The 8263-nt window shown below is 71.0% G+C and carries 6 protein-coding genes; 3 read left to right on the plus strand and 3 right to left on the minus strand.

The window, feature by feature from the left end:
• The first annotated feature begins 89 nt into the window (after positions 1-89).
• Positions 90-3218, plus strand: a complete 3129-nt coding sequence (locus tag ACZ6K0_RS17710; RefSeq protein WP_469228379.1) for an efflux RND transporter permease subunit — start codon at positions 90-92, stop codon at positions 3216-3218.
• Positions 3219-3288: 70 nt separating this feature from the next.
• Here the strand turns inward: ACZ6K0_RS17710 and nadA are convergent, their stop codons facing one another.
• Entirely contained in the window at positions 3289-4470 is a 1182-nt protein-coding gene (gene nadA / locus ACZ6K0_RS17715) for a quinolinate synthase NadA (protein WP_376395595.1), read from the minus strand.
• 228 nt (positions 4471-4698) lie between these two features.
• Here nadA and ACZ6K0_RS17720 point away from each other — a divergent pair, with 228 nt between their 5' ends.
• The gene (locus ACZ6K0_RS17720; protein WP_365777088.1) at positions 4699-5055 is read left to right on the plus strand and encodes a HesB/IscA family protein; all 357 of its coding nucleotides are present in this window, start codon (positions 4699-4701) and stop codon (positions 5053-5055) included.
• Between the two features lie 139 nt (positions 5056-5194).
• On the opposite strand, the gene ACZ6K0_RS17725 is transcribed toward ACZ6K0_RS17720, so the two are convergent.
• Both ACZ6K0_RS17725 and ACZ6K0_RS17730 read right to left on the minus strand, forming a co-directional pair.
• Positions 5195-6847 carry a hypothetical protein gene (locus tag ACZ6K0_RS17725; RefSeq protein ID WP_469228377.1) on the minus strand — a complete coding sequence of 551 codons (1653 nt, stop codon included), beginning with the start codon at positions 6845-6847 and terminating at the stop codon, positions 5195-5197.
• Positions 6848-6926: 79 nt separating this feature from the next.
• Entirely contained in the window at positions 6927-7133 is a 207-nt protein-coding gene (locus ACZ6K0_RS17730; RefSeq protein WP_376395588.1) for a hypothetical protein, read from the minus strand.
• 130 nt (positions 7134-7263) lie between these two features.
• On the opposite strand from ACZ6K0_RS17730, the gene ACZ6K0_RS17735 reads away from it, so the two are divergent.
• Positions 7264-8238, plus strand: a complete 975-nt coding sequence (locus ACZ6K0_RS17735; protein WP_376395585.1) for a carbohydrate kinase family protein — start codon at positions 7264-7266, stop codon at positions 8236-8238.
• Positions 8239-8263: the final 25 nt, after the last annotated feature.

Consider the following 8263-nt stretch of genomic DNA (forward strand, 5'->3'; position numbering starts at 1 on the left):
GGGGGGCACCTCCGGCGGATCCAGCGGATCACGGCCGGGGTCTTGGCTGCTCCCGCCTGCCGACGAGTACGCCACAGAAGAGAGACCCCATGTCCTGGCTGTCCAGATTCAGCCTCGCGCAACGGGCCCTGATCGGGCTGATGTCCATCGTCGCGATCGTGTTCGGGGCGATCGCGATACCGCAGCTGAAGCAGCAGTTGTTCCCCTCGATCGAGCTGCCCATGGTCTCGATCCTCGCCCCGTATCAGGGGGCCTCTCCCGATGTGGTCGAGAAGCAGGTCGTCGAACCGCTGGAGAGCAACCTCAAGGCCGTCGACGGCCTGAAGGGCGTCACCTCCACCGCCTCCGAGGGCATGGCCGTCGTCATGGCCTCCTTCGACTACGGCGACGAGTCGACGAAGCAGCTCGTCGCGGACGTCCAGCAGGCCGTGAACCGGGCCCGCGCCCAGCTGCCCGACTCGGTCGACCCGCAGGTCGTGGCCGGCTCGACGGACGACATGCCGACCGTCGTCCTCGCCGCCGCGTCGGACAAGGACCCGCAGGCGCTCGCCGACCTCCTGGAGCGGACCGTCGTGCCCGCCCTCGAAGGCATCGAGGGCGTCGGCCAGGTCTCCGTCAGCGGCGTCCAGGACCTCCAGATCTCCGTCGTCCCGGACGAGCGCAAGCTCGCCGCGGCCGGACTCAGCTCCATGAAGCTCGCCGAGGCGCTCCGCTCCGGCGGCGCCACCATGCCGGCCGGCTCCTTCTCCGAGGCCGGCAAGAGCCGCACGATCCAGGTCGGCGGCGGCTTCACCTCCCTGCGGCAGATCGAGGACCTGCGCATCCCGTCGGCCACTCCCGGCAAGGGCAAGGCGGTCCGCCTCGGCGACGTCGCCACCGTCCGCCAGGAGGAGTCGCCGAGCGTCTCCCTCACCCGCACCAACGGCAAGCCCAGCCTCGCCGTCATGGCCACCATGGACAAGGACGGCAGCGCCGTCGCCATCTCCGACGCCGTCGAGGAGAAGCTGCCCGACCTGCGCCGCGACCTCGGCGCGGGCGCCGAGCTGACCGTCGTCTCCGACCAGGGCCCGGCCGTCGCCAAGGCGATCTCCGGTCTGACCACGGAGGGCGCTCTCGGCCTCGTCATGGCCGTCCTGGTGATCCTGGTCTTCCTGACCTCGATCCGCTCGACCCTGGTGACCGCGGTCTCCATCCCGCTCTCGGTCGTCCTGGCCCTGATCGTGCTGTGGACCCGCGACCTCTCGCTCAACATGCTGACCCTGGGCGCGCTCACCATCGCCATCGGCCGGGTCGTCGACGACTCGATCGTGGTCCTGGAGAACATCAAGCGTCACCTGGGCTACGGCGAGGAGCGCCAGAGCGCGATCATCACCGCGGTCCGCGAGGTGGCCGGCGCGGTCACCTCGTCCACCCTCACCACCGTCGCCGTCTTCCTGCCGATCGGTCTGACCGGCGGCATGATCGGCGAGCTGTTCGGCTCGTTCTCGCTGACGGTCACGGCGGCCCTGCTGGCCTCCCTGCTCGTCTCCCTGACCGTGGTCCCGGTCCTCTCGTACTGGTTCCTCCGCGCCCCCAAGGGCACCTCGGAGGACCTGGCGGAGGCCCGCAGGCTGGCCGAGGAGAAGGAGGAGAAGAGCCGTCTCCAGCGCCTGTACGTGCCCGTCCTGCGGTTCGCGACCCGGCGCCGCATCATGAGCCTCGCCATCGCGCTCGTCGTCCTCGTCGTCACCTTCGGCATGGCCCCGCTCCTGAAGACGAACTTCTTCGACCAGGGCGAGCAGGAGGTGCTCAGCATCCAGCAGGAGCTGGCGCCCGGCACCAGCCTGAGCGCCTCCGACGAGGCCGCGAAGAAGATCGAGAAGGTCCTCGCGGAGACCGAGGGCGTCAAGGACTACCAGGTCACCGTCGGCTCCTCCGGCTTCATGGCGGCCTTCGGCGGCGGCACCGGCTCCAACCAGGCCTCGTACAAGATCAGCCTGGAGAACTCCGACGCGTACGAGAAGACCCGCGCCTCCATCGAGAAGGCCCTCGCGGGCCTCGACGGCATCGGCGACACCACCATCGCCGCCGGTGACGGCTTCGGCAGCCAGGACCTGAGCGTGGTCGTCAAGGCCGCCGACCCGAAGGTCCTGAAGGAGGCCGCCGAGGAGGTCCGTACGGCGATCGCCGGGATGGACGACGTCACCGACGTCCAGAGCGACCTGTCCCAGTCCGTCCCGCGCATCTCCGTCAAGGCCAACGCCAAGGCGGCCGACGCGGGCTTCGACACCGGCTCGCTCGGCGCGATCGTCGCCCAGGCCGTCCGGGGCACCCCGGCCGCCAAGGCGATCCTCGACGACAGCGAGCGGGACGTCCTCATCACCTCGGCGAAGCCCGCCACCACCCTCGCCGAGCTGAAGGCCCTGCCGCTCGGCCCGGTGAAGCTGGGCGACATCGCCACCGTCGAGCTCGTCCCCGGCCCGGTCTCCATGACCCGGATCGACGGCGCCCGCGCGGCGACGATCACGGCCAAGCCGACCGGTGACAACACCGGCGCGGTGAGCGCCTCGCTCCAGTCGAAGATCAACGCCCTCGACCTGCCCGCGGGCGCCACCGCCAGCATCGGCGGTGTCTCCGAGGACCAGAGCGAGGCCTTCACCAACCTGTTCCTGGCGATGCTCGCGGCCGTCGCGATCGTCTTCATGCTGCTGGTGGCGACCTTCCGGTCGCTGATCCAGCCGCTGATCCTGCTGGTCTCGATCCCGTTCGCGGCGACCGGCGCGATCGGTCTGCTGGTGGTCACGGACACGGCGATGGGCGTCCCGGCGATGATCGGCATGCTGATGCTCATCGGCATCGTCGTGACCAACGCGATCGTCCTGATCGACCTGATCAACCAGTACCGGGCCCAGGGCCTTGGCGTCGTCGAAGCGGTGATCGAGGGCGGCCGGCACCGGCTCCGCCCGATCCTGATGACCGCCCTGGCGACGATCTTCGCCCTGCTGCCGATGGCCCTCGGCGTCACCGGTGAGGGCGGCTTCATCGCCCAGCCGCTCGCCGTGGTCGTGATCGGCGGTCTGATCACCTCGACGCTGCTGACCCTGCTCCTCGTCCCGACGCTCTACGCGCTGGTGGAGCTCCGCAAGGAGCGCCGCGCGAAGAAGAAGGCGGCGAAGAAGGAGGCGAAGGCCGTCGACGTGACGGTCCCGCCGCAGGCGAAGGAGCCGGCTGCGGTCTGACCCGTACGGCATGACGAAGGGGCGCCCCGCGATCGCGCGGGGCGCCCCTTCTCCCGTATCCGGGGAATCGTTACGGCAGCGCCAGCATCCGCTCCAGGGCGAGCTTGGCGAAGCTCTCCGTCTCCTCGTCGACCTTGATCTGGTTGACGAGGTTGCCCTCGGCCAGGGACTCCAGGGTCCACACCAGGTGCGGCAGGTCGATGCGGTTCATCGTCGAGCAGAAGCAGACCGTCTTGTCGAGGAAGACGATCTCCTTGTCCGGGTGCGCGTTGGCCACGCGCCGGACCAGGTTCAGCTCGGTGCCGATCGCCCACTTCGAGCCGGCCGGGGCCGCGTCCAGGGTGTTGATGATGTACTCGGTCGAGCCCACGTAGTCCGCGGCGGCGACGACCTCGTGCTTGCACTCCGGGTGGACCAGGACGTTCACGCCCGGGATGCGCTCACGGACGTCGTTGACCGAGTCCAGCGAGAAGCGGCCGTGCACCGAGCAGTGACCCCGCCACAGGATCATCTTGGCGGCGCGCAGCTCCTCGACGGTGAGCCCGCCGTTGGGCTTGTGCGGGTTGTAGAGCACGCAGTCGTCGAGGGACAGGCCCATGTCGCGGACGGCGGTGTTGCGGCCCAGGTGCTGGTCCGGCAGGAACAGGACCTTTTCGCCCTGCTCGAAGGCCCAGTCGAGGGCCCGCTTGGCGTTCGACGAGGTGCAGATCGTGCCCCCGTGCTTGCCGGTGAAGGCCTTGATGTCGGCCGAGGAGTTCATGTACGAGACGGGCACGACCTGCTCGGCGACGCCGGCCTCGGTCAGCACGTCCCAGCACTCGGCGACCTGCTCGGCGGTGGCCATGTCGGCCATCGAGCAGCCGGCCGCCAGGTCCGGCAGGACGACCTTCTGGTCGTCGGTGGTGAGGATGTCGGCCGACTCGGCCATGAAGTGCACGCCGCAGAAGACGATGTACTCGGCCTCCGGCTTGGCGGCGGCGTCGCGCGCGAGCTTGAACGAGTCGCCGGTGACGTCGGCGAACTGGATGACCTCGTCGCGCTGGTAGTGGTGGCCGAGCACGAAGACCTTGTCCCCGAGCTTCTCCTTGGCCGCGCGGGCGCGCTCCACGAGGTCCGGGTCGGAGGGCGACGGGAGATCGCCCGGACACTCCACGCCGCGCTCGCTCTTCGGGTCGGCCTCGCGGCCGAGCAGGAGGAGGGCGAGCGGCGTCGGCTGAACATCCAGGGGCTGGGCGGTGGTCACGTCACGCACCCTTTCTTCGGAGAAACCTTTTCGTCGAAATGACGTTATCTATCATAACCGCTTCACGTCACGTTGACGATGTCCATAGTGTCGATGTGACGAATTCGCCGTCCGCGCTCCTGGACAGGGTGTGCGAGCATGAAAGAGGGAAGACCCCACGCGGCCCGGAATGAATCCGGGGCACCGATGGTTACCACCGTCGGCAAGCAGTCTCCGTACACACCGGGAGAGAAGCAGATGTCCGTATCGGACGAGAAGACCACTGTCAGCGACGGCATCCTCCTGTCCGACGCCGCCGCGGCCAAGGTCAAGGGCCTCCTCGACCAGGAAGGCCGCGAGGACCTGGCCCTGCGCGTCGCCGTTCAGCCCGGTGGCTGCTCCGGCCTGCGTTACCAGCTGTTCTTCGACGAGCGTTCGCTCGACGGCGATGTCGTGAAGGACTTCGACGGCGTCAAGGTCGTCACCGACCGCATGAGCGCCCCGTACCTCGGGGGTGCCTCGATCGACTTCGTCGACACCATCGAGAAGCAGGGCTTCACGATCGACAACCCGAACGCCACGGGCTCGTGCGCCTGCGGTGACTCGTTCAGCTAAGCAGTACCAGCACGAACGCGAGGGCGGCGGTCCGGGAACACCCGGGCCGCCGCCCTCGCGCATGTGCCGACACCCCCTAGGGCCTGTCCGGCGGATCATGGCCGGGGTCGCGCCTGATCCGCCGGACAGCCCCGGGGGATCAGCGGCGCGGCACGGCCTCCCCGCTCGCCCCGTCCACGACGGGCCGGTCGCCCAGCGGCCGGTCGAGCGTCACCGTCTTCGTCACCTCGACCGCGATGGCGATGCACGCCTTGCCCGGGTCGGTGGGCGTCTCCTTCACCCGCACCGTGACCCGGTCCGCGCTCTCCCGCGCCGTGACCGTGTAGTCGCTGCACACCCCGCCCCAGAAGGTGACGGTCAGCTTCCGGCCGTCCCCCTCGGTCCGGAAGGACTCGACCTGCCGCGCCGGAGCCGTGCCCTCGTCGGGATCCGGCGTCGGCGCGGGCGAGGGCTTCGCCGGCGGCACCAGGAACTCGGGGGCCACCGCCGTCCGCGTCACCGTGTACGGCGCCGCGTCCGCGGGGTCCGCCGTGAACAGCCACGCCGGTACGAGCAGCCGCTCGCCGGCCACGTCCTGCGCGGCCAGACCGAACACCGCGCGCGTCACCGGCACCTGGTCCGGCGGCGCCATGTCCACGATCGTCTGGCAGGGCGCACCCGGAGAGCTCGACCCGGTGCCGGGCTCGCCCAGATCGGGCCTCCCGACGGTCGGCTTCTCCGACTCCGGCACCCCGGCGCCGGGCTTCAGGGCGTCCGGCTTCCCCGTCTCCGGCTTGCCCGAGTCCGGCTTCCCGGCGTCCGGCTTCCCGGCGTCCGGCTTCCCGGCGTCCGGCTTCCCCGTCTCCGGTGCCCCGGCCGGCGGGTCGGTGGCACAGCCGCCGATGCCGATCGGGCCGGTGCCCTTCGAGGCCTCGTTCAACTGGGCGAGCGCCTTCTCCGCCCCGATCACCGGGTACGTGTCGCCCTTCGCCGGCTCCTTGAGCATCCCGCTCCCGGCGACCGGCCGGCCGTCCGGCCCGATGTGCAGCCCCGTCGACCAGCCGTAGGTCGGCAGCCCGCCCACCACGGGTTCGGCGTTGACCACCCGGACCGAGCCGTTCATCACCTGCGTCGCCGACACCTTGGCGTCGTCCTGGCCGATCGCCTTCAGTGCGGGCGCGGCCGCCGCCTTCGCCGCCGCCTCGCTCACCGGCGAACCGCCGGCGGAGGGCTTCGTCTCGCCCGGCGGAGGGCACGCCTTGCCCTTGAGGCAGCTGTCGCCGGCCGGGCCGCCGTCGTACCAGGAGTACGTCCAGTTCCCCGGCGCCTTCCGCGCCACGTCGAGGCGCGCCCCGGAGCCGTCCTTCTCGGGCCGGATCGTCCAGACCTCGCCCACCAGGGCGGGGCTCCCGGCGATGCCGAGCGCTTCGGCCAGCCTGGTCACCTCCGCCGAGGTGACCAGGCCCTCGGGCCGGTGGACCGCGGCCGAGGAGGGCCCTTGGGGGAGTGGGCCCTTGGCTGTGTAGACGGTCCCGTTCGGGCCGCCTCCGGGGTCGGGCTCGCCGGGGGCGATACCGGGACCGTCACCCGTACCGCCGCCGCCGTCCGTCCCCGCGCTTCCGCCTTCCAGGCGGAGCGGCGGGGGCGCGGCCGCCTTGTCGGCCCGGCTGCCGGCCCCGGCCGGCGTGGCCTCGCCGGGCGCCGTCGCCGCGACGGCGAGGTAGACCCCGCCGCCTCCGGCGAGCAGGACGCCCGCCGTCACCGAGGCCGCGAGCAGCCCCCGCCGACTCCGACCGTTCTCCGTACCGCTCACGGCATCGCTCCTTCGGACCCTGGCATCCCTGCGGGAAGACACCGGTGGGACGGAGCGGGCGGGCGGACGGTTCCGTCCGTCAGCCGCCGTACTCGGCGGTGGCGTCGATCAGCCGCGCCGAGGCGGCCGGGACGACGACGCCGTGGATCAGCGCGGGGGAGACCGGGGCGGGGGCCGGAGCGGCCGGGGTGACCCAGTGCGGGACCATGCGCGCGCTGTCTCCGCGCAGCTGGGCGAGGCTCAGCTCGGACACGTGACGCTCACGGGGAGCGGGGTGCAGGCTCATGGGCGCACCGTATGCATCCCGGTGCTCCGGGGAAAAGGCCTACTCTGGGGTAGTTTCCCCTGTTCGGCAGCGCGCTCCCCACCCGGTAGCGTGAACTGTCATTACCGCCTTCCCGCAGGAGCGCCCCGCCGTGCGTATCGCAGTCACCGGCTCCATCGCCACCGACCACCTCATGACCTTCCCCGGAAGGTTCGCCGACCAGCTCGTGGCCGACCAGCTCCACACGGTTTCCCTCTCGTTCCTCGTCGACAACCTCGACGTGCGCCGGGGAGGCGTCGCGGCCAACATCTGCTTCGGCATGGGCCAGCTCGGCAGCCGCCCGCTCCTCGTGGGCGCCGCCGGCTTCGACTTCGACGAGTACCGCGCCTGGCTCGACCGCCACGGCGTCGACACGTCCTCGGTGCGGATCTCCGAGGTCCTGCACACCGCCCGCTTCGTCTGCACCACGGACAAGGACCACAACCAGATCGGCTCCTTCTACACGGGCGCCATGAGCGAGGCCCGACTGATCGAGCTCAAGGCCGTCGCCGACCGCGTGGGCGGCCTCGACCTGGTCCTGATCGGCGCCGACGACCCCGAGGCGATGCTCCGCCACACCGAGGAGTGCCGCTCCCGGTCGATCCCGTTCGCCGCCGACTTCTCGCAGCAGATCGCGCGCATGGACGGCGAGGAGATCCGCACCCTCCTCGACGGGGCCACCTACCTCTTCTCCAACGAGTACGAGAAGGGCCTCATCGAGTCGAAGACCGGCTGGACCGAGGCGGAGATCCTCTCCCGCGTCGGCCACCGGATCACCACCCTCGGCTCGCGCGGCGTCCGCATCGAGCGCGTCGGCGAGACCCCGATCGAGGTCGGCTGCCCCGAGGAGACGGCCAAGGTCGACCCGACCGGCGTCGGCGACGCCTTCCGCGCCGGCTTCCTGACCGGCCTGCACTGGGGCGCCGACCTGGAGCGCGCCGCCCAGATCGGCTGCATGCTCGCCACGCTCGTCATCGAGACCCTGGGCACGCAGGAGTACACCCTGCGCCGCGCCAACTTCATGGACCGCTTCACCAAGGCGTACGGCGAAGAGGCCGCCGCCGAGGTCCGGTCCTACCTGGGCTGACGCCCCTCGCAGCGGGTGCGGCGGG

This window comes from Streptomyces sp. NPDC042346 (assembly GCF_055581845.1).